This is a genomic window from Salmonella sp. WC3, assembly GCF_042932255.1.
Taxonomy (GTDB): domain Bacteria; phylum Pseudomonadota; class Gammaproteobacteria; order Enterobacterales; family Enterobacteriaceae; genus Salmonella; species Salmonella enterica.
Window position 1 is genome coordinate 968,731 of sequence record NZ_CP170629.1, and the last position, 20,623, is coordinate 989,353.

The window sequence follows — 20,623 nt, forward strand, 5'->3', positions numbered from 1 at the left end:
CAAGGAGGAACGCATGTTTGCCAATATTAATGTGGACTGCTGTAAAACGCCGGGATGTAAAAATCTGGGCGTGTTGAACAGTCCGGATTATGTCCGCCAGGGAAAAGATGTTCTTTGTCGGGAATGTGGTTTCCTGTTTCCTGTTATTTCCGCTGGGGCGTTAAATCTTTTTCGCCACACGGTAAACCGGGGATGGAAAGGCCTGGTCAAACAGTGTCCTGCCTGCGGCAGCACCTCATTAAAGAAATACGGCTTCTCGACTCAGGGCGAACACCGCATGGCGTGTAGTCAGTGTCGGAAAACGTTCATCGTCCCCGAAAAGGCAAAAAGCGATTGCCGACAGGACGAGCTGGCAACCCTAATTGAGGAAGGGACGTCGCTTGCCGGGATCCGCTCACAGCTGAAATTAGACAGCACAGGTCTTAACCGGGCGCTGTTTAAACTATCCCGTAATGCAAACCTTGCAGAGCGATGCCAGCAGTTTCCGGCCTTCGATATCGCACTCAGCACCCGCGCTTTCAGGGTGAACTATAACGGTGGAGACAGCAGCCTGTATGTTCTGGTGACGGCAGAAGAACAAAGCGGAAGGGTGGTGGCGATTTCGTCAAATTATTCAGCACAGCCGCTGGATAAAGCCTGGCAGTATCAGTCGTATTATGAAGAACGGCTACCTCCGGGTACGCTGGCGCATATGGTGCAACGTAAGGAAGCGATTACAGCGCGCCGCGAAACTTTATTTGATATCGACTACGGTCCGGCCTCGTTATATAAGAATGACTCCGGAATGATCGTAAAGCCGGTGTTGCCTGCCTACCGCCATTTTGAACTGGTGCGGATGCTGACGGACGAACGCTCCTTAAACGTTCAGCATTACCTCGATCATGAATGCTTTATTCTGGGGGGATGCATGATGGCGAATATGCCGCATGTCCATCAGGGCCGTTGCCATATTTCATTTGTCAAAGAACGCGGTACGACGCCGCTGCAAAAAGATATTCCGCCACGCCTGTTTTTAAGCGGCGGTATCCGTAACAATGTCTGGCGTACTTTTTCTACCCGCGATTATGCTATGGCGGTGTGTAATCTCACCGGTAATAAAAAAATTACCCAGCAACGCTATGCTACGTTACAAGGCGCGACGGCGTTCATTAATTATCTGTATGCGCATCCTTTTTTGGCGCAGCTTAATCGTCTGTCACCGGCAAATGTGACGGCAACGCTGGATTATCTGAAGTATGAATATAATCAATCCCGTAAGGTCGGATAACGCATCGCATGCCGTGTGATAGAGCTGAGTCGATGGCTTTTGATTATCAGTACAACCCTCTCCAGCGTATCTATTTCGTTGTTCCAGCAAGGAACGACAACGATATACTGGAGAGATCATGGGGCCGTTCAAACATCAAAAGAATACGCTTCCTACCCCGTGTCTTGCCGTCAATCAGAGGATTGATAAGCAAAATGCGATGGTGCTCAACCATACGGCGATTTATGAGCACAGCCTCAGCCAGATTACAGAAAGTAATACAGTACAAAATGCGCTGATTATTCTTAATCCGTTTATGGCCGCGCCATCTCTTGCCAGCCTGGCGAGAGCGATATTATCGATCCGCAGGCGGGCAGTGAGGCTATGGGGCTGCTAATTTTACAGGAGATTGCGCCTACGGAGAAAACCGTGCTTTTTGAAGCGACCATGACGTCAGGTTACTACAAAAACGCGGAAACGAACGGGGAAGGCTATCGCTACGATATTACCAGTTTCCGGGTGTATAAAATGGATCTGTACGCGTAGCGGTCTATCATCAATGACTGACTGCACTAAAAAAGTCCGGCGTAAGTCGGACTTCATTTCGTAAAAAAACGAGCTATTCATCATATATAATCTAATTTTAACGATGAGTCAGGCGAGGTAAGATAGTAGATTCGAAGAATTCACCTGATTGAGAGAATAAAAAGTGAAACATCTGCACCGATTTTTTAGCAGCGATGCCTCTGGGGGCATCATTCTCATCATCGCCGCTGCGCTGGCTATGCTGATGGCCAATATGGGCGCGACCAGTGGATGGTATCATGATTTTCTGGAGACGCCGGTTCAGCTACGGGTTGGGGCGCTTGAGATCAACAAAAACATGCTGTTGTGGATCAACGATGCGCTGATGGCCGTGTTTTTCCTGTTGATTGGCCTGGAAGTTAAGCGCGAACTGATGCAAGGCTCGTTAGCCAGTCTGCGCCAGGCCGCTTTTCCGGTGATTGCCGCCATCGGCGGGATGATTGTACCGGCATTGCTCTATCTGGCCTTTAACTACTCCGATCCGGTCACTCGCGAGGGCTGGGCTATTCCTGCCGCGACGGATATCGCCTTTGCGCTGGGCGTGCTGGCGCTGTTGGGCAGCCGGGTTCCGCTGGCGCTGAAAATTTTCCTGATGGCGCTGGCGATCATCGATGATCTCGGCGCCATCGTTATTATCGCACTGTTTTATACCAGCGATCTTTCTATCGTCTCGCTGGGCGTGGCGGCGTTCGCGATTGCCGTGCTGGCGCTGCTGAACCTGTGCGGCGTCAGACGGACAGGGGTATATATTCTGGTCGGGGCAGTGCTGTGGACGGCGGTACTGAAGTCCGGCGTTCACGCGACGCTGGCAGGCGTCATTGTCGGTTTCTTTATTCCGCTGAAAGAAAAACACGGTCGCTCGCCGGCCAAGCGTCTGGAGCATGTTCTGCACCCGTGGGTCGCGTACCTGATCCTGCCGCTCTTCGCTTTTGCGAATGCCGGCGTTTCTCTTCAGGGCGTCACGATTGACGGTCTGACCTCCATGCTGCCGTTGGGAATTATTGCCGGTCTGCTGATTGGTAAGCCGCTGGGGATTAGCCTGTTTTGCTGGCTGGCGCTGTGTTTCAAGCTGGCGCATCTGCCGCAAGGGACCACTTATCAGCAAATCATGGCGGTCGGCATTTTGTGTGGCATTGGCTTTACGATGTCCATCTTTATCGCCAGCCTGGCATTTGGCAATGTCGATCCGGAACTTATTAACTGGGCGAAATTGGGCATTTTGATTGGTTCATTGCTCTCCGCAGTGGTGGGGTATAGCTGGTTGCGCGCGCGTTTGAACGCGCCGGCATAACCAGTACGAAGGAAAGGGGGAGCGATGTATCGCTCCCTTGCGACATTGAACAGGGAGAGGAATGAGCATGTCTCATATTAACTACAACCATCTTTATTATTTCTGGCATGTCTATAAAGAAGGTTCTGTCGTGGGTGCCGCAGAGGCGCTTTTTCTGACGCCGCAAACCATTACTGGTCAAATTAAAGCCCTGGAAGAGCGTTTACAGGGGAAGCTATTTAAACGTAAGGGACGCGGTCTTGAGCCCAGCGAACTGGGCGAGCTGGTTTTTCGCTATGCGGACAAAATGTTTACGCTAAGCCAGGAGATGCTGGATATCGTCAATTACCGCAAAGAATCAAACCTGTTGTTTGATGTCGGCGTCGCCGATGCTTTATCCAAGCGTCTGGTCAGCAGCGTTCTGGATGCGGCGGTAGTGGTAGACGAACCCATACATCTGCGTTGCTTCGAGTCCACGCACGAAATGTTGCTCGAACAGCTCAGCCAGCACAAGCTGGATATGATTATCTCCGACTGCCCGATAGATTCCACGCAGCAGGAGGGGCTATTCTCAGTCAAAATCGGCGAATGCAGCGTCAGTTTCTGGTGTACGAATCCGCTTCCTGAAAAAGCGTTCCCTGCCTGCCTGGAAGAGCGACGGTTGCTGGTGCCGGGACGGCGCTCAATGCTGGGGCGTAAGTTGTTGAACTGGTTTAATTCGCAGGGGTTGCAGGTTGAGATCCTCGGTGAATTTGATGACGCGGCCTTAATGAAGGCGTTTGGCGCGACGCACGATGCGATTTTTGTGGCGCCGAGCCTTTATTCACTGGATTTTTATGCCGATGAGTCGGTAATAGAGATTGGGCGCGTGGAGAATGTCATGGAAGAATATCATGCGATTTTTGCCGAGAGAATGATCCAGCATCCGGCGGTGCAGCGTATTTGCAATGCGGACTACTCGGCATTGTTTAAACTACAGTAGACGTACCTACCGTAATACTTCCGGCTGCGGAACTAGCCCGCAGCCGGAATCATTCTACAAGTTCAGTAGGCTACGGTACTGCCCACCTTCGCGGATAAACACCGGAATTCTGTTCAGTGGCGTAGCGTACTGCAGCGTCTGCCCTCCTGAATAGTTTTCACCGGTTGCAAGATCCGTCCATGTTTCCCCTTCCGGTAGCCAGATATCACGTTCGCGCATACCTTCATGCATGACGGGGGCGATCAGCAGGTCAGGACCAAAACAATACTGGTCGGTGATTGTCCAACTTGTTTCCTGTTCGGGGAATTCAAAGAACAGGGGGCGCATCACTGGCGTATTGTGCTTATGGGTTTCCTCCATCAGCGCTTTGATATAGGGCTTGAGTTTTTCTCGCAACGCCAGGCAACCTGTCAGTACGTCGCATACTTGCTCACCGTAGCTCCAGACCTCGTTCGGCGCACCTGTAGGGCATTGAGCAATGCCATCCCGGTACGGTTGCGCGGGTAAAATCTGCGGATCGCGGTTGCCGTGCAGACGCATCACCGGACTAAAGACGCCCCACTGGAACCAGCGAATTAGCAATTCATGGAATTTCGGGTCGTGAATATTACCGCCATGGAAACTGCCGATATCCGTCGTCCACCACGGTATCCCTGCTATTCCCATATTGAGTCCGGCGGCAAACTGGTTGCGCAGCGATCTAAACGAGGAGTGAATATCCCCTGACCAGACCAGAGCGCCGTACTTCTGACTGCCGGCCCAGGCGCAGCGTAGCAGGTTGATAACTTGGTCTTCGCCATCGGCTTTCATGCCATCAAAAAAGGTTTTGGCGTACATGCGTGGGTAGATATTGCCCACTTCCAGTACCGGCCCGGCATGGTAGCGATAGTTGTCGTAGTCGTAAACGCTGAACTCAGGTTCGGCTTCATCTAACCAGAATAACTTCACGCCTTTATCGTAATAGTTGCATTTGGCTTTGCCCCAGACGTAGTCGCGCGCGCCCGGATGAGTCGCATCAAAGTAAGTGGTATTGCTGAGGAAATCCATATTGATCGGCAAGCCACGTTCCGTTTGTACCAGCCAGCCGTTTTCGCGCATCTCCCGATAGCTTTCGGTACGGTTATCCACCGTCGGCCAGACGGAGACCATCAGCTCAATTCCCAGCGATTTCAGCTCGGCAATCATGGCATCAGGATCGGGCCAGTCGCGCGCATCGAACATCCAGTCACCCTGATTCGGCCAGTGAAAGAAGTCGATAACGATCACTGAGATAGGCAGATTGCGGCGCTTATATTCGCGGGCGACCTCCAGCAGCTCTTCCTGCGTACGATAACGGAGTTTGCACTGCCAGAAGCCCATGGCGTAGTCCGGCATCATCGGCGGCGTGCCGGTAGCCAGCGCGTAAGCCCGGCTAATTTCTGCCGGGGTATCGCCAGCCGTGATCCAGTAGTCCAGCTGTTCGCTGACCTGCGCTTCCCATTCGGTAACGTTTTGGGCAAAGGTTACGCGTCCGACTGCCGGGTTGTTCCATAAAAATCCGTAGCCCAGACTGGAGAGCATAAACGGTACTGAGGCCTGGGAGTTACGTTGCGCCAGCTCAAGCACGCATCCTTTGAGATCCAGGTTGGCCTGTTGATACTGCCCCATGCCATAAATTTTTTCCCCTTCGGTGGCTTCGAAGCGGGCTTTCAGTGAATATTTCCCACCCTGAATAGGGCGGAACTCGCGTCCCTCAAGGTTGAGTGCGCTAACGTACTGGCCGTGAGATGATTCATCCTCGCCAATTTCGCCCCGCAGGCGCCAGAACTCCTGCAACAGGGGTTTGTGTGGATGGCGGTAAAAGGTAACTTGTCCTTTTTGATTGACGATAGCGATAATTTTGCCGTTGGTCAGCGTTGCCTGGTGGTGCTCATAATCAATGTGGCACTGACTTTCTGCGACTGGCTCAGTCAATGCCCAGTCTTCATTTCTCATTACCGGCAGATGACGGCCGCTGCGTACGCGCAGGCTGTTCTCGCCCCAGGGTTCAATCCATAAATAGCGATCGTTTTGCTGCCAGACCAGACGACGCGGGTCTTGTTGCATAAATGGCATGGTGGTGCCTCCCATATTCGAGGGTGAAGGTAAAGAACGTTATGAGTTGACGGTTTCCAGATCGTGGCGAATCTTCTCTTCCATCGCTTCGTATTTGCGAAAGAAAAGTAGTGGGATCGCTGCGAGCGCGAAGAGTAGGGCGGGTGCCCAGATAAAGGCCCAGATAATGCCCTCCAGACCCGCAGCACTCTGGGCATGGTTGGGGACATAGCCAAAACTGTTCATGATCCAGGCGGCGAAAGCGGTGCCGAGGCCACTACCCATCTTGATGCAGAAGGTGCTGCCGAAGGCGATAAGAATGCCGGTAGCCTTAATACCGGTCTTCCAGGCGCCGAAATCGACGGCGAAGCCCAGCATGGCAAACGGCATTGAGCAGGCGATACCGCTGCCGATATTGCCGAGTATCCAGGCGGCGATGAGGAAAGTAATGTTGTCCGCTGCCAGCCACATCATGACGCCGCCAAACGTGGCGACCAGCAGACCGCCTACCCATATCCAGGTTTTAGCCAGGTATTTGCTAAAGAAGGGGATAGCGATGATAAACAGGATCTGAATCGTCGCCAGGCTGTTAATCAGCGGTACCAGATCTTTACGGTCGAGGTTGTAGGTCAGATAATAGACAATGGTCGTGTTGCGCTGCTGTAGGGCAATCCAGAAGATCAGATTAGCCAGCACCATCAGGATCCACGGCCAGTTACCTTTCATCGCCGCGAAACTTTTTTTCATCGGCAACTTAGGTTCATGCTGTATTTTATCCGTATCCATTTCACGAATGTTTTTAAACGCAAAGAGCGTTAGCGCGCAGGATATAATGGCAAACGTAATTGCCGTATAAATAAAACCAGCGTGATCATCACCGTTACCTAAAAAAGCGATTAACGGCAAGGCGGTCGCGTTCATTAATAAAACCCCAATTTGCCCACCGGTCATTCGCCAGGAATTTAAAACCAGTCTTTCTTTGGGAGATAAGGTCATCAGGGGTAATATTGCACTGAGTGGTGTATTAAGTCCGGTAAATAGAATGCTGGCAATCATATAAGATATTGCTGCATAGATGGCTTTTCCTGTCATACTGATATCAGGAGACCAAAATGACAGTGCGCTGAATACCGCAAAAGGCAGCGGTAACCATAAAAACCAGGGACGACATTTACCGTAGCGTGAACGTGTTTTATCGATGATGATCCCCCATATGGGGGCGTCTATGCCATCGATAATACGCGCCAGCAGCAGGATAACGCCTGCTACGGCAAGGCTAATGCCCGCAACGTCTGTGTAGAAATATAAAATGTACGTTGAACCGAAGCAGTACAGCAGATTACCCGCCACATCCAAAGAGCCGTAGCTAATACGCTGTAGTAAAGACAATGATGCTGACCCGGAAGGCTGGGTATCCTCAATGACAGAACTCATAATGATAACTCCGATATTGGTACGATACGCCCAGAAAAACAACCTCTACTTTCTAAGCAAGTTTTGAATATTATTTTTATGTCGTTTCTGAATTTAACCTCAGATTAAAATGAGTAAGTAAGGTGTACATGAAAAGTAGTTAACCCGACGGCATCAATCAATTATTAAATCTTACATCAGGATTGCGTTTATTAGTTTTTGAATGAGCGATGTTTTTATTTGCTAAGGTGGTCACAGTTTTTTCAGTAATGAAATAAGAAAAGGAAAACAGTGAAAGAAAATAACTTTCAAGTATTACGTGACTAAGGGAGGGGGAGCTGAAAAAATAGGCTGGTCAGGAAGAGAGTGAACGAGTGAGGTCAGCGCCAGCGGTTGACGAGCAAAACGGCAGATAGCAGGCATAAAAAAACCCGCTTTACGCGGGTTTTTCTACAAAGCTGATAACAAGCAGGCGATTAAGCCAGTTTGTTGATCTGTGCAGTCAGGTTAGCTTTATGACGTGCAGCTTTGTTTTTGTGGATCAGACCCTTAGCAGCCTGACGGTCCACGATCGGTTGCATTTCGTTAAATGCTTTCAGTGCAGCAGCTTTGTCGCCAGCTTCGATAGCTGCGTATACTTTCTTGATGAAAGTACGCATCATAGAGCGACGGCTTGCGTTGTGCTTACGAGCCTTTTCAGACTGAACGGCGCGCTTCTTAGCTGATTTGATATTAGCCAAGGTCCAACTCCCAAATGTGTTCTATATGGACAATTCAAAGGCCGAGGAATATGCCCTTTTAGCCTTCTTTTGTCAATGGATTTGTGCAAATAAGCGCCGTTTAAATTGCAGCACTCGTTGCGTAGTGATGGCGCAGGATTCTACCAGCTTGCGTGCTGTGAATACAGCTTTTCCATGAGAAAAATTGCATTAAGCGGCGGGTTTTGGGGCGGAGTTTGCCGCATGGCGATGAAAAGCATCTTCTTTATGTTTCCTCAGGGCAATAGTCGGTTAACCTTGACCGCTGTACAAGGTATACTCTTGCGATTTTCACTGTTTTGAGTCAGACATGAAGCTGATACGCGGCATACATAATCTCAGTCAGGCCCCGCATGGGTGTGTGCTGACCATTGGTAATTTCGACGGCGTACATCGGGGGCATCGCGCTCTACTGCAGGGTTTGCAGGAAGAAGGACGCAGACGCGGTCTGCCGGTGGTGGCCATGATTTTCGAACCGCAGCCGCTGGAGCTGTTCGCGACGGATAAAGCGCCCGCTCGCCTGACGCGCCTGCGTGAAAAACTGCATTACCTTGCGCAGTGCGGCGTGGACTATGTGCTGTGCGTGAAATTCGATCGCCGCTTTGCCGCTTTGACGGCGCAAACGTTTATCAGCGAACTGCTGGTGGAGCGACTTGGCGTGCAATTTCTTGCCGTCGGCGATGATTTCCGCTTTGGTGCTAGCCGCGCGGGCGATTTCTTGTTATTACAGAAGGCGGGGGCGGAGTATGGTTTTGCGGTTTCCAGCACCCAAACCTTTTGTGAAGGCGGCGTGCGTATCAGTAGTACCGCAGTGAGACAGGCGCTGGCGGAAGATAACCTGGCGCTTGCCGAAAGTCTGCTGGGACATCCCTTTACTATTTCCGGGCGTGTCGTTCATGGCGACGAGCTGGGACGTACCATTGGCTTCCCGACGGCGAACTTACCGCTGCGCCGTCAGGTCTCCCCGGTCAAAGGGGTCTATGCGGTGGAAGTCACCGGGCTTGGCGATAAGCCGTTACCCGGCGTAGCGAACATTGGCACTCGTCCAACGGTGGCTGGCGTGCGTCAACAACTGGAAGTGCATCTGCTGGACGTTGTAATGGACCTCTACGGTCGCCATATAGATGTAATACTGCGTAAAAAGATACGTAATGAGCAGCGATTTGCGTCGCTTGATGAGCTAAAAGCGCAAATCGCACGCGATGAGTTAACGGCCCGCAAGTTTTTTGGGCTAGCCGGGCAGGTGTAACCCTGACGGTGTTTATCAAACCGAAATACGGAACCGAGAATCTGATGAGTGACTATAAATCGACCCTGAATTTGCCGGAAACAGGGTTCCCGATGCGCGGCGACCTCGCCAAGCGTGAACCGGGAATGCTGGCGCGTTGGACCGATGATGATCTGTACGGCATCATTCGTGCGGCCAAAAAAGGCAAAAAAACCTTCATTCTGCATGATGGCCCTCCATATGCGAATGGCAGCATTCATATTGGTCACTCAGTTAACAAGATTCTGAAAGACATTATCGTGAAGTCCAAAGGACTGTCGGGATTTGACTCTCCTTACGTGCCGGGCTGGGACTGTCACGGTCTGCCTATCGAGCTGAAAGTCGAGCAGGAGTTCGGTAAGCCGGGCGAGAAATTCACTGCCGCTGAATTCCGCGCCAAGTGCCGCGAATATGCTGCTACGCAGGTTGACGGCCAGCGTAAAGACTTCATTCGTCTGGGCGTGTTGGGCGACTGGTCGCATCCGTACCTGACCATGGACTTCAAAACCGAAGCCAACATCATCCGCGCGCTGGGCAGAATTATCAAAAACGGTCATCTGCACAAAGGCGCTAAGCCGGTGCACTGGTGCGTTGACTGCCGTTCCGCGCTGGCGGAAGCGGAAGTTGAATATTACGACAAAACGTCACCGTCTATCGACGTGGCGTTCCGCGCCGTCGATCAGGATGCGGTGAAAGCGAAGTTTGGTCTGCCGGGCGTGAGCGGCCCTGTGTCGCTGGTTATCTGGACCACCACGCCGTGGACTCTGCCGGCTAACCGCGCCATCTCCTTGGCGCCGGACTTTGATTATGCGCTGGTGCAGATTGACGGCCAGGCGGTGATTCTGGCGAAAGATCTGGTTGAAAGCGTCATGCAGCGTATTGGCGCGGCTGAATACACCATTCTCGGCACCGTTAAAGGCGCGGAGCTGGAACTGCTGCGCTTTACCCATCCGTTTATGGGCTTTGACGTGCCGGCGATCCTCGGCGATCACGTCACCCTGGACGCCGGTACCGGCGCGGTACATACCGCCCCTGGTCACGGCCCGGATGACTACGTGATCGGTCAAAAGTATGGCCTGGAAACCGCTAACCCGGTTGGCCCGGACGGCGCTTACCTGCCAGGCACATATCCAACGCTTGACGGTGTTAACGTCTTCAAAGCGAACGATATCGTTATTGAACTGCTGAAAGAAAAAGGCGCGCTACTGCATGTCGAAAAAATGCAGCACAGCTATCCGTGCTGTTGGCGTCACAAAACGCCGATCATTTTCCGCGCGACCCCGCAGTGGTTCGTCAGCATGGATAAAGAAGGGCTTCGTCAACAGTCGCTGAAAGAGATCAAAGGCGTTCAGTGGATCCCGGACTGGGGTCAGGCGCGTATTGAATCAATGGTCGCTAACCGTCCTGACTGGTGTATCTCACGTCAGCGTACCTGGGGCGTACCGATGTCGCTGTTCGTGCATAAAGAAACGCAGGAGCTGCTGCCGATTGAGCGTACTCTGGCGGCGATGGAAGAGGTGGCGAAACGCGTCGAAGTTGACGGTATCCAGGCGTGGTGGGATCTCGACCCGAAAGAGATCCTCGGCGAAGATGCCGATCAATACGAGAAAGTTCCGGATACGTTGGACGTTTGGTTTGATTCCGGTTCCACCAGTTACTCCGTGGTTGATGCGCGTCCGGAGTTCGCCGGTCACGCTGCCGATATGTATCTGGAAGGCTCTGACCAGCATCGCGGCTGGTTTATGTCCTCCCTGATGATTAGCGTGGCGATGAAAGGCAAAGCGCCATACCGCCAGGTACTGACTCACGGCTTCACTGTCGATGGTCAGGGGCGCAAGATGTCCAAGTCCATCGGTAACACCGTGTCGCCGCAGGATGTGATGAATAAACTGGGCGCGGATATCCTGCGTCTGTGGGTAGCGTCTACTGACTATACCGGCGAAATGGCGGTCTCTGACGAAATCCTGAAACGTGCTGCCGACAGCTATCGTCGTATCCGTAATACCGCGCGCTTCCTGCTGGCGAACCTCAATGGCTTCAATCCGGCCACCGATATGGTCAAACCGGAAGAGATGGTTGTGCTGGACAGGTGGGCGGTGGGCTGCGCGAAAACGGCGCAGCAAGAGATTCTGAAGGCATACGAAGCTTACGACTTCCATGAAGTGGTACAGCGCCTGATGCGCTTCTGCTCCGTTGAAATGGGTTCGTTCTACCTCGACATCATCAAAGACCGCCAGTACACCGCGAAGGCTGATAGCGTCGCGCGTCGTAGCTGCCAGACTGCGCTGTATCATATCGCAGAAGCGCTGGTTTGCTGGATGGCGCCGATCATGTCCTTCACGGCTGATGAAATCTGGGGCTACCTGCCGGGCGAGCGTGAAAAATATGTCTTCACCGGCGAATGGTACGACGGGTTGTTTGGCCTGGAAGAGAATGAAGAATTTAATGACGCATTCTGGGACGATGTCCGCTATATCAAGGACCAGGTCAACAAAGAGCTGGAAAATCAGAAAGCCAATGGCATCAAATCGAACCTGGAAGCAAAAGTGACGCTGAAATATGCTGACGATGCTAACGGTACGATCAAGAAGCTGAAACTGTTGGGCGAAGAGGTCAGATTTATCTTCATTACTTCCCAGTTCGTGATTTCTGAGCAAGCGGGGGGTATTGATGATGAAAATATTCAGTACAATGCTGGTAATACGACAGTTCAGGCAGTGGTAACGCGTGCCGAGGGTGATAAGTGTCCGCGCTGCTGGCACTACACTACTGATGTCGGCAAGGTGGCGGAACATGCAGATATCTGCGGACGCTGTGTCAGCAACATCGCCGGTAATGGCGAACAACGTAAATTTGCCTGATGAGTAAACCACTCTGTTCAACAGGACTACGCTGGCTATGGCTGGTAGTAGTCGTGCTGATTATCGATTTGGGCAGCAAATACCTGATCCTCCAGAATTTCGCTCTGGGGGATACGGTAGGGCTGTTCCCGTCGCTTAATCTGCATTATGCGCGTAACTACGGCGCGGCTTTTAGCTTCCTGGCGGATAGCGGCGGCTGGCAGCGCTGGTTCTTTGCCGGGATTGCGATAGGGATCTGCGTAATTCTTTTGGTGATGATGTATCGCTCGAAAGCGACGCAGAAGCTGAATAACATCGCTTATGCGTTAATCATCGGCGGCGCGCTGGGTAACCTGTTCGACCGCCTGTGGCACGGCTTTGTTGTCGATATGATCGATTTTTACGTCGGCGACTGGCATTTCGCGACGTTCAACCTTGCCGATAGCGCGATCTGTATCGGCGCGGCGCTGATTGTACTGGAAGGCTTTTTGCCGAAGCCGACAGCGAAAGAACAGGCATAAGCGTAAATACCGGATGGCGCTTATCCGGTTTTGTAGGCCTGATAAGCGCAGCGCCATCAGGCAAACGTGGTGCCGGATGGCGGTGAAAACGCCTTATCCGGCCTACGGTTTTATAGTTCTTTGTGCCTCCGGGCAAAACACGTGAGCAATTTGCATGTCTAAATCCGTACAGAGCACCAGCGCGATCCTCGTTCACTTCACCCTGAAACTGGATGATGGCTCAACGGCGGAATCTACCCGCAATAACGGCAAGCCAGCCCTGTTCCGTCTTGGCGATACCTCGCTTTCCGAAGGTCTGGAGCAGCAGCTTCTGGGGTTGAAAGAAGGGGAAAAGAAAGCGTTTTCGCTGGAGCCTGACGCCGCGTTTGGCGTCCCCAGTCCGGACTTGATCCAGTATTTCTCGCGCCGTGAGTTTATGGCGGCGGGCGAACCGGAAGTCGGGGCGATTATGCTTTTTACCGCAATGGATGGCAGCGAAATGCCTGGCGTGATTCGCGAAATCAACGGCGACTCGATTACCGTTGATTTTAACCATCCGCTGGCCGGGCATACCGTTCACTTTGATATTGAAGTGCTGGAAATCGATCCGGCGCTGGAGGCATAAACATGCAGATCCTGTTGGCCAACCCACGCGGTTTTTGCGCCGGGGTAGACCGCGCTATCAGCATTGTTGAAAATGCGCTCGCCATTTACGGCGCGCCAATTTACGTTCGGCACGAAGTCGTGCATAACCGCTATGTAGTGGACAGCCTGCGCAAGCGCGGGGCGATCTTTATAGAGCAAATTAGCGAAGTGCCGGATGGCGCCATTCTGATTTTCTCCGCTCATGGGGTTTCCCAGGCGGTGCGTAACGAGGCGAAAAGCCGCGATCTTACCGTTTTTGACGCCACCTGCCCGCTGGTGACGAAAGTCCATATGGAAGTGGCGCGCGCCAGCCGTCGCGGTGAAGAATCTATTCTCATCGGCCACGCCGGGCACCCGGAAGTGGAAGGCACCATGGGTCAGTACAGCAACCCGGAAGGGGGGATGTACCTGGTGGAGTCGCCAGAGGACGTCTGGACGCTGAATGTCAAAAATGAAGGCAAGCTCTCCTTCATGACGCAAACCACGCTTTCCGTGGACGATACGTCCGATGTGATTGATGCGCTGCGTAAACGCTTTCCGAAAATCGTCGGCCCGCGCAAAGACGATATTTGCTATGCCACTACTAATCGTCAGGAAGCGGTGCGGGCGTTGGCGGAGCAGGCTGACGTGGTGCTGGTGGTCGGCTCGAAAAACTCTTCTAACTCTAACCGGCTGGCGGAACTGGCCCAACGGATGGGAAGAACCGCGTTTCTTATCGACGATGCGGCGGATATCCAGGAGGCGTGGGTGAAAGAAGCCGCCTGCGTCGGCGTCACTGCTGGCGCTTCCGCGCCGGATATTCTGGTGCAGAATGTTATTGCGCGTCTGCGCGAGTTTGGCGGCGGCGAAGCCGTCACGCTTGAGGGGCGCGAAGAAAATATTGTTTTCGAAGTGCCGAAAGAGCTGCGTGTGGATGTTCGTGAGGTCGAATAAGATTTCACAATTCAGAAATCTGCCTGATGACGCTACGTTGACCAGATCTTAAGAATTTCTTTTGATATTCAATGTGCGACAGGAAGAATAAGGCGTAGTCGTCATCCGGTGCTAATGCCCCACCTTTTTGCTATTCATCTGAAAAACCAGCACAATCGTTGCTGGTTTTTGGGTTGTAATGCCTACAGGGATAAGGGAAATGGGCAAAATAAAATATGGATTGGCAACGTTACTCGCCATCGGCTTTTGGATGGACGCGACAAGCGCCACGGTGCTGGAGCTACCCGCCTGGGAGCGAAACTATACCGGAACTATCGCGGGGAAACCGGTAAACGTTAATATCACGCGATTTGGTAACACGCTTTATGGGTATTACTGCTATGAACCTTGCAATCAGCACAAGGCAGTGATTGTTCTACGCGGCTCACTCCAGGATAAAGAGGTGCATCTTGAAGAACGCGTAAAGGCGCTTTCGGGTTACTGGAATGCGGAAATCTCCAGCAGTGAGATTAAAGGCGAATGGACGTCCGCAGATAAAAAACGACATTTTCCTGTTGCCCTTATCTACCTCAAACCTAAAAACTCCCCTGATATTGTGCTGGTCACGAACACGAATGATGCAGGGGGTTACGACCCTTCCAAAGAGATTGATTGCGGCAATACGCCGGCCATTTCGGCGATAAAATTATACCGTGATGGTAAACTCATACAGACCTTAGATACCGCCTCGGTGGGCACTTGTAGCCCGTTTATGCCTCAATGGGGGGATGTCAATTTTGATGGCTACCCGGATCTGTCGATTGTAACAGAGCTACTTGCAGGGCCGAATGCTCCAGTACAAACATGGCTCTATGACCCCGCCAAACAGCGTTATGTTGATGCGCCAGCGTCTTATCAGGAAATCACTTCACCAGAGATCGATGCTGAACATAAACAGATTGTCAGCTATTGGCGCGGCGGTTGCTGCAGTCATGGCGTCAATGTGTATCGCTGGAAAGGAAAAACGATTGAACTGATCGATCGCGGTGAAAGCTACTTTCAGCCTGTGATAAGTAAAGGCAAAATGTATAACTGCTACATGATACCTTCCTACGCTGATGGGCGTATTATTTATCCGCTAGTACGTAAAAATGGTCATTTGACGCCGCCTCTTAGCCTTGATGAGACGTGTCAATCTTTTTGGCTAACCGGTAATGTTCGTACCGTGATTCAGGCAGAAAAACCCGGCGCTGAGCCCGAATCGCTTGAGATTCAGTGGCAGGAAAACAAAGCATCGCCAGGGCGTTTTTGCCCATTAGTTCCGTTTGTCGAAGGTGATAAGCTAAGTCCGCGTCTGGTGACGGATGACGATGTGCCTGATGCCTGTATCAGTCGCGCTGAGTATGAAGATATAAAACAATAGGTCAGGAGAGCATTAATGACAGCATCCCTACACATTATTCTTGATACCGATCCGGGCATTGATGACGCGGCTGCGATTGCCGCTGCGCTGTTCGCCCCCCAGCTTGATCTGCAACTAATAACCACCGTCGCAGGTAATGTTTCCGTTGAAAAAACGACCCGTAATGCGTTGCAGCTTCTGCATTTCTGGAACAGCGATATCCCACTTGCCCAGGGGGCCGCGACGCCGCTGCTGCGTCCGTTACGCGATGCGGCATACGTCCACGGCGAATCCGGTATGGAAGGCTATGATTTTGTCGACCATCAGCGCCAACCGTTGGCGAAGCCTGCGTTTATCGCTATCCGGGATGTGCTGATGAACGCCCCGGAGCCCATGACATTAGTGGCGATTGGGCCATTGACCAATATTGCGTTGCTACTGATGCACTATCCGGAGTGTGCGTGTAACATTCGCCGTCTGGTGTTGATGGGCGGTTCCGCAGGGCGCGGCAATTTTACGCCTAATGCTGAATTTAACATTGCTGTCGATCCGGAGGCCGCGGCGCTGGTGTTCCGCAGCGGTCTGGAGATTGTGATGTGTGGGCTTGATGTCACGAATCAGGCAATGCTCTCGCCAGATTTTCTGAATAAACTGCCCGCGCTGAATCGCACCGGTAAGATGTTGCACAGCCTGTTCAACCATTATCGCAGCGGTAGTATGCGCACTGGCGTCCGGATGCACGATCTCTGCGCGATCGCCTGGCTGGTGCGTCCGGAGCTTTTTACCCTGCAATCCTGTTTTGTGGCCGTAGAAACGCAGGGGGAATATACCGCAGGCACGACGGTCGTTGATATTGAAGGGCGTCTGGGGCAGCCCGCCAACGCGCAGGTGGCGCTGGCGCTGGATATGGACGGTTTTCGTCAGTGGGTGGCTGAGGTGTTTGCCTATGCGCCGTAATTACATGTTGGCGCCATAATCTCATACTTTGCCGCGATAGAGTCTCTCCGGCCTGCCCACTTTCCCGTAGCTGATCTCCGCTTCGAGAAAGTTATTTTTCACGCCTTGTTCCAGATAGCGTCGGGCAGTGGTTTTACTGCTGCCCAGAATTTGCGCCAGAGTGTCTGCTGTATGTACTGCCTGCGGGTCGGCGAATATTTGTCGTACCCGGTTGAAGGTGTTTTCATCAATTCCCCGCAGTCCGCTATTCGGTTCTGCGGTTTGTTCTTTGGCCTGGATATTAAATAAGGCATCAACGTGCGTCTGGTTTGCCTGCTCACTGGAACGTAACGAACTGCGGTAACGGGTGAACCGCTCCAGGGTATGCTGCAGGCGCTGATAATGTACCGGCTTAATCAGATAATCGAATACGCCCATGCGTAAGGCATCGCTGATGGTATCCATATGATTGTCGGCGGTAATGAAAATAATTCGCCCCGTGTAGTTGGTGCTGATGGTATGACGAATTAAATCGATCCCTTTGCCATCGGGTAAAAAATTATCCAATAGAATTAACTGTGGTTGATAGAGGCGTATTTGCTTCTTCGCACTTTCCAGTTTGTCTGCGATGCCGACGATTGAAAACTGGGGAAAAAGCTTGATGGTGTCCACCAGGATTTCCGCTAGCATCGGTTCGTCTTCAACGATGAGTGTCGTAATGCTATCCATGTTATTCTTCTCTGGTAAAAGGGATATAGAGGGTAAAAATGGTGCCAAAAGGATTATTGCTATCGACGATAATGTCGCCATTGGCCTGCTTGACGTAGCTGTGCACCAACCATAATCCAATTCCGTGATCGCCGTTGTTGTGGGTGGTCACTCCACGCTCGAAAATATGCTGGCGGATATTTTCGTCAATACCACATCCCTGATCGGCAACTTCAATAATGACTTCATTACCTTCGCTATTGATCAGGCACTCAATCTGTCGCGAGCCTTCGCGATTGAGCAGGGTGGCGTTATAGGCGTTGTCCAATAAATTGCCAACAATCGAAATCCATTCATTATGCGAGAGCGATGACGGCAGGTGTTCAACAAAGCTTGAAGGATCGAAAATCAGCTCCAGCCCCAGCTCTTTTGCCCGATAATATTTACCGATTAATAGCCCCGCAAGGTGGTAGTCGCGGAAATTATGGGAAATAAAATCGAGTACTTTCTGGTGGCTTTCCGACTGCTGCTGAATCAGCGCCAGCGCATTATCGTAGCGCTTCAGGAACAGCAGTCCGGCAATGGTGGAAATAAGGTTGCGATGCTCATGCTGCACGGCGCGCAGGTTATTGGCGTATTGCCGCACCTGACTTAACTGCAGGCTGAGTGTATTGATATCGTCTTTGTTGCGAAAGCTAATAACCCAGCCCTGAGGCTGGTTGTCAATAATGACCGCCATGCGACTGGCGATGACTTTCATTTGGTTAAAGGTGACGATCTCATCTTTTTTGTTTTTTTGCGGCGCATCGTAAAAGAAGGCCTCCGGCAACACGACATGGTGGATTGCATAGCCAATGAGTTCAGACTCCGGTTGGCTCAGATTCAGTAAGCGGCGAGCCGTTTGGTTAATAGCGGTAATACGGTGATGGGAGTCAATGGCGATCAACCCTTCAAATACCGACTCAAACAACACGCTTTGCTGAATTAATAGTTGTGAAAGCTGCTGTGGCTCCATGTTAAGCATCTGCTTTTTAATATGCAGCGAGAAGCGGCGGGCACAGTACAACAGCACCAGCAGCAGTAACGCCATCGGGAACAGCAACGAGCTGATTTGTAAGTTAAGCCAGCTCTCCAGCTGTTCCAGAGTATAGCCGACGGAAACAATACCGATGACTTTACCGGTACTGTCCTGAATCGGGGATTTACCACGCAAGGAAGAGCCTAATGAACCTTTGCGCACCGATACGTAGCTTTTAGCATTATACAGCGCGTCGTCGCTATCGCCGCCCTCCATATATTTGCCGATCTCATCCGGGTTGACGTGATACAGTCGCTGACCTTTTTCGTTGCCAACGGTAATGTAAGTCGCGTCCGAAAACGAGCGCATTGGGTCAATCAACGCTTTGATGCGTGACAAATCATGCGCTTCTACGGCTTCAACTAATTCTGGCATAGCGGATATTTGCATTGCCTGAATAAGCGCACGTTGGCCCACCTGATAATGCAGGCGCTCTTTCGTGATATCGGTCAGATACCAGGTGATTGCCAGCATCACGATGGTGGATGTAAACAGGATCAGTAGAAATATCCGGTTTTGAAACGAGCGTCTGGCAAACCAGCGTGTAATTTCCCGTATAAACATATTGGTATTTAGATATTTAATTACGGTATTTTCTTGCATTCGGCATCACCGGAACCTGAACCAGTTCATACTTACTTTTCTTTCAGAAAAAATTTGGATGAAAATGGGATACGACATGCGTATCCCATCCACTATTACATCGCCAGCACGTACTTCAGCATCACGCCCGCCGCAATGGCCGAACCGATAACCCCCGCCACGTTCGGGCCCATCGCGTGCATCAGCAGGAAGTTCTGCGCGTCTGATTCCAGGCCCACCTTGTTCGATACGCGGGCCGCCATCGGCACCGCCGACACGCCGGCCGAACCGATAAGCGGGTTGATTTTGTTCTTACTGCACAGGTTCAGCAGCTTCGCCATCAGCACCCCGGCCGCCGTCCCGATACCGAACGCAATCACCCCCAGCAGCAGAATGCCCAGCGTCTGCGGCTGCAGGAACTTATCCGCGACCAGCTTCGCGCCCACCGACAGCCCGAGGAAAATGGTGACGATATTAATCAGCCCGTTCTGTACCGTGTCGCTCAGACGCTCCACCACGCCGCTTTCGCGCATCAGATTGCCAAAGCAGAACATCCCCAGCAGCGGCGCGGCGTCCGGCAGCAGCAGCGCCACCAGCAGTAACAGCACCACCGGGAAGAGGATTTTTTCCCGCTTACTCACCGTGCGCAGCTGCACCATGCGGATTTTCCGCTCTTTCTCGCTGGTCAGCGCGCGCATAATCGGTGGCTGGATTAACGGCACCAGCGCCATATACGAGTACGCCGCCACCGCGATGGCTCCCAGCAGCTCCGGGGCCAGCTTGCCCGACAGATAAATCGCCGTCGGGCCGTCCGCGCCGCCGATAATGCCGATGGCCGCCGCCTGCGGCAGGGTGAAGGAAATCAGGCCGAAGTAGTTCAGCGTCAGCGCCCCCAGCACGGTGGCGAAGATGCCGAACTGCGCCGCCGCGCCGAGCAGCAGGGTGCGCGGGTTGGCCAGCAGCGGGCCGAAGTCGGTCATCGCGCCCACGCCCATAAAGATGACCAGCGGCGCGACACCGGAGCCAATCGCCACTTTATAGAACAGCGCCAGCACCCCCGGCGTGTAGCCCATGTCCACCGCCAGGTTCTCCATCTGGCTCTGCACCGACGGCAGCGCCAGCGCTAATGCCTCTTTAATGGCGTGCACGTCCGGCGCGCAGTTCAGCTTCGCGGCAATCACCGCCAGCTGCCCGGCGTCGTGATGCGCCAGCAGGCTTTCCAGCGCGGTCAGCGCCATGCCCGCTTCCGGGATGTTGGAGAGCAGCCCGCCGAAGCCTATCGGCAGCAGCAACAACGGTTCGAACTTCTTCGCTATCGCCAGCCACAGCAGCAGCAGGCTGACCAGCAGCATGATGGCCTGGCCTGCGCCAAGGTGCATCAGCCCCATGCCCTGAAGCAGGGCGTTCAGACTTTCCATTTCCGCTC

The 20,623-nt window shown here is 52.5% G+C and carries 18 protein-coding genes and 1 pseudogene; 13 read left to right on the plus strand and 6 right to left on the minus strand.

Annotated elements, in window-relative coordinates; genetic code table 11:
* The first annotated feature begins 13 nt into the window (after positions 1-13).
* From ACFK9X_RS04595 to nhaR, 5 genes and pseudogenes are all read left to right on the plus strand, one after another.
* Positions 14-1,267, plus strand: coding sequence for a hypothetical protein (locus tag ACFK9X_RS04595; RefSeq protein ID WP_000457885.1), 1,254 nt, complete (start codon positions 14-16; stop codon positions 1,265-1,267).
* 118 nt (positions 1,268-1,385) lie between these two features.
* Positions 1,386-1,643 (plus strand): hypothetical protein, encoded by a 258-nt coding sequence (locus ACFK9X_RS04600; RefSeq protein ID WP_043985883.1) that lies wholly within the window; start codon positions 1,386-1,388, stop codon positions 1,641-1,643.
* A pseudogene (locus tag ACFK9X_RS04605) lies at positions 1,565-1,792 on the plus strand (arylsulfatase); the annotation flags it as partial. The gene ACFK9X_RS04600 and the pseudogene ACFK9X_RS04605, both read left to right, overlap by 79 nt.
* 163 nt (positions 1,793-1,955) lie before the next feature.
* Positions 1,956-3,122: a Na+/H+ antiporter NhaA gene (nhaA, locus tag ACFK9X_RS04610; protein WP_151115691.1), complete on the plus strand. Its 1,167-nt coding sequence runs from the start codon at positions 1,956-1,958 to the stop codon at positions 3,120-3,122.
* A gap of 61 nt (positions 3,123-3,183) precedes the next feature.
* Entirely contained in the window at positions 3,184-4,083 is a 900-nt protein-coding gene (nhaR, locus tag ACFK9X_RS04615) for a transcriptional activator NhaR (RefSeq protein WP_000062872.1), read from the plus strand.
* 54 nt (positions 4,084-4,137) lie between these two features.
* On the opposite strand, the gene ACFK9X_RS04620 is transcribed toward nhaR, so the two are convergent.
* The 3 genes from ACFK9X_RS04620 to rpsT form a co-directional block, all read right to left on the minus strand.
* Positions 4,138-6,177, minus strand: coding sequence for a TIM-barrel domain-containing protein (locus tag ACFK9X_RS04620; protein ID WP_151115693.1), 2,040 nt, complete (start codon positions 6,175-6,177; stop codon positions 4,138-4,140).
* 39 nt (positions 6,178-6,216) lie between these two features.
* Complete coding sequence (locus ACFK9X_RS04625; protein ID WP_151115696.1) at positions 6,217-7,590, minus strand: MFS transporter; 1,374 nt, start codon at positions 7,588-7,590, stop codon at positions 6,217-6,219.
* 455 nt (positions 7,591-8,045) lie between these two features.
* Positions 8,046-8,309: a 30S ribosomal protein S20 gene (rpsT, locus tag ACFK9X_RS04630; protein ID WP_001518655.1), complete on the minus strand. Its 264-nt coding sequence runs from the start codon at positions 8,307-8,309 to the stop codon at positions 8,046-8,048.
* A 105-nt stretch (positions 8,310-8,414) separates the two neighbouring features.
* Here rpsT and ACFK9X_RS04635 point away from each other — a divergent pair, with 105 nt between their 5' ends.
* From ACFK9X_RS04635 to rihC, 8 genes are all read left to right on the plus strand, one after another.
* The gene (locus tag ACFK9X_RS04635; RefSeq protein ID WP_023209321.1) at positions 8,415-8,630 is read left to right on the plus strand and encodes a DUF2575 family protein; all 216 of its coding nucleotides are present in this window, start codon (positions 8,415-8,417) and stop codon (positions 8,628-8,630) included.
* A gap of 7 nt (positions 8,631-8,637) precedes the next feature.
* On the plus strand, positions 8,638-9,576 hold the full coding sequence (ribF, locus tag ACFK9X_RS04640; RefSeq protein WP_151115698.1) for a bifunctional riboflavin kinase/FAD synthetase: 939 nt from the start codon (positions 8,638-8,640) through the stop codon (positions 9,574-9,576).
* Positions 9,577-9,620: 44 nt separating this feature from the next.
* Complete coding sequence (gene ileS, locus ACFK9X_RS04645; protein WP_151115700.1) at positions 9,621-12,455, plus strand: isoleucine--tRNA ligase; 2,835 nt, start codon at positions 9,621-9,623, stop codon at positions 12,453-12,455.
* Entirely contained in the window at positions 12,455-12,955 is a 501-nt protein-coding gene (lspA, locus tag ACFK9X_RS04650) for a signal peptidase II (RefSeq protein ID WP_000042736.1), read from the plus strand. The genes ileS and lspA overlap by 1 nt, the downstream gene beginning before the upstream one ends.
* 154 nt (positions 12,956-13,109) lie before the next feature.
* Positions 13,110-13,559 (plus strand): FKBP-type peptidyl-prolyl cis-trans isomerase, encoded by a 450-nt coding sequence (fkpB, locus tag ACFK9X_RS04655; RefSeq protein ID WP_061380420.1) that lies wholly within the window; start codon positions 13,110-13,112, stop codon positions 13,557-13,559.
* 2 nt (positions 13,560-13,561) lie between these two features.
* A complete protein-coding gene (ispH, locus tag ACFK9X_RS04660; RefSeq protein WP_001166422.1) occupies positions 13,562-14,512 on the plus strand; it encodes a 4-hydroxy-3-methylbut-2-enyl diphosphate reductase in 951 nt (316 codons plus the stop codon).
* A gap of 199 nt (positions 14,513-14,711) precedes the next feature.
* Positions 14,712-15,914 (plus strand): XAC2610-related protein, encoded by a 1,203-nt coding sequence (locus tag ACFK9X_RS04665; protein WP_151115702.1) that lies wholly within the window; start codon positions 14,712-14,714, stop codon positions 15,912-15,914.
* A gap of 15 nt (positions 15,915-15,929) precedes the next feature.
* The gene (rihC, locus tag ACFK9X_RS04670; RefSeq protein ID WP_151115704.1) at positions 15,930-16,850 is read left to right on the plus strand and encodes a ribonucleoside hydrolase RihC; all 921 of its coding nucleotides are present in this window, start codon (positions 15,930-15,932) and stop codon (positions 16,848-16,850) included.
* Positions 16,851-16,871: 21 nt separating this feature from the next.
* Here the strand turns inward: rihC and ACFK9X_RS04675 are convergent, their stop codons facing one another.
* The 3 genes from ACFK9X_RS04675 to ACFK9X_RS04685 form a co-directional block, all read right to left on the minus strand.
* A complete protein-coding gene (locus ACFK9X_RS04675) occupies positions 16,872-17,558 on the minus strand; it encodes a response regulator (RefSeq protein ID WP_000377415.1) in 687 nt (228 codons plus the stop codon).
* Between the two features lies 1 nt (position 17,559).
* A complete protein-coding gene (locus ACFK9X_RS04680; protein WP_151117897.1) occupies positions 17,560-19,179 on the minus strand; it encodes a sensor histidine kinase in 1,620 nt (539 codons plus the stop codon).
* Positions 19,180-19,313: 134 nt separating this feature from the next.
* Positions 19,314-20,615: an oxalacetate decarboxylase subunit beta gene (locus ACFK9X_RS04685; protein ID WP_000444885.1), complete on the minus strand. Its 1,302-nt coding sequence runs from the start codon at positions 20,613-20,615 to the stop codon at positions 19,314-19,316.
* Positions 20,616-20,623: the final 8 nt, after the last annotated feature.